1 protein-coding gene and 1 pseudogene are annotated in these 1,507 nt (G+C 66.6%); both read right to left on the bottom strand.

The window, feature by feature from the left end:
* A pseudogene (locus tag EN969_RS30640) lies at positions 1–666 on the bottom strand (signal recognition particle-docking protein FtsY); the annotation flags it as partial.
* A 12-nt stretch (positions 667–678) separates the two neighbouring features.
* Positions 679–1,507 (bottom strand): radical SAM protein (locus EN969_RS30635; protein ID WP_127419710.1); only part of this gene is annotated, 829 nt, incomplete at its 5' end.

Raw genomic sequence — 1,507 nt, 5'->3', positions numbered from 1 at the left:
TTCCTTCTCCCCGTCGCTATACGGGGAGAAGGTGCCGGCAGGCGGATGAGGAGCGGCGCCGGCCTCTGAAGACGGCTGAAGAGGGGACGGCGCCGGTGTGGGCACCTCGATCGGCGCTGGTGTTTCTGCCGGAACCTCGGCCGGCGTCGGCACTTCGACTGGTGCCGGCTCCGGCCGCTTTTCCGGGCGTGACGGGACGATCTCCGGTTCGGCCGGCGCCGGCGCTGGGACTTCTTGCGGCTGCCGTTCGGGCGTGGGTTCGGGAGTCGCAGGGGTGAGCGGAACTTCCTCGGGCGCCGGCGGCTCTGGAGTCTCTGGCGCGGGCGCCGGTTCTTCTTTCGGCGCGGGCTCCGGCAGAGGTTCCGGCTCGGAGGGAACAGTCGGCTCCGGTGCTGGCGGGATGGTCGGCTCCGGCGCGGGCACCGGTTCCTCGACAGGCGCCGGTTCCGGCGCAGGAATTACCTCCGGCTCGACCGTCGGCGTCGTTTCTGCCTCGGGCCGCGGCTCATCGCGCTTCAAGAACTCCGGGACGACCTGTTCGGCCGCCGGCTTCAGCGCATCGAGTGCTTCCCATTTGATCGGCGGTAGCGGGGCGGTCTCGTCGATCCGTTCCTCGACCACCTCTTTCTTGCCGAACGAAAATATCTTCTTGAAAAAACCAGCCATGCTTTGCGTTTCTCAGGCGGCGCGGGCGGCAAGCGGCGCCGCGATCAGCCTGGTACCATCGTGGCCCGATATATCGGCCTCGACGATCTCACCCGGTGCGCCCGTGCCGAGTGCGGCAAGCGTAAAACCCTCGGTGCGGCCAAGGCCGTCTCGCTCGATCAGGATCGACTGACGCGTACCGGTGAGCAACGACAGATGCCTGACATAGGCAACTTCACCGGCGGCGCGCAGCCGGGCGGCGCGCTGCTTGACCACCTCGCGGCGGAGCTGCGGCATGCGCGCGGCAGGCGTGCCTTCGCGTGGGCTGAAGGGGAAGACGTGGAGATGGGTCAGGCCACACTCCTCGACAATTTTCTCCGAGTTCTCGAACATTTCGTCGGTCTCGGTCGGGAAGCCGGCGATGATGTCGGCGCCAAAGACGATACCGGGGCGCAGCTTGCGCACATCCTCGCAGAAGCGGATCGACTGATCGCGCAGATGCCTTCGCTTCATCCGCTTCAGGATCATGTCGTCGCCCGACTGCAGCGACAGATGCAGATGCGGCATCAACCGGGGCTCGGTGGCGATGGCGTCGAGCAAATCGTCGTCGGCCTCGATCGAATCGATCGACGACAGCCGCAGGCGCTTCACATCGGGCACCTGTTTCAGGATGGTCTTCACCAGTTTGCCGAGCTTCGGCGCGCCCGGCAGGTCGGCGCCGAATGAAGTCATGTCGACGCCGGTCAGAACGATCTCGGCATAGCCGTTGCCGGCGAGCCGCTTGACCTGCTCGACCACGGCGCCCATCGGCACCGAGCGGGAATTGCCGCGGCCGTAGGGAATGATGCAGAAGGTGCAGCGG

The organism is Mesorhizobium sp. M7A.F.Ca.CA.003.01.2.1 (assembly GCF_003998945.1).
GTDB classification, from domain to species: domain Bacteria; phylum Pseudomonadota; class Alphaproteobacteria; order Rhizobiales; family Rhizobiaceae; genus Mesorhizobium; species Mesorhizobium ciceri.
The sequence above is the reverse complement of the archived record's forward strand: the minus strand, read 5'-3'. Positions and strand labels throughout refer to the sequence as shown.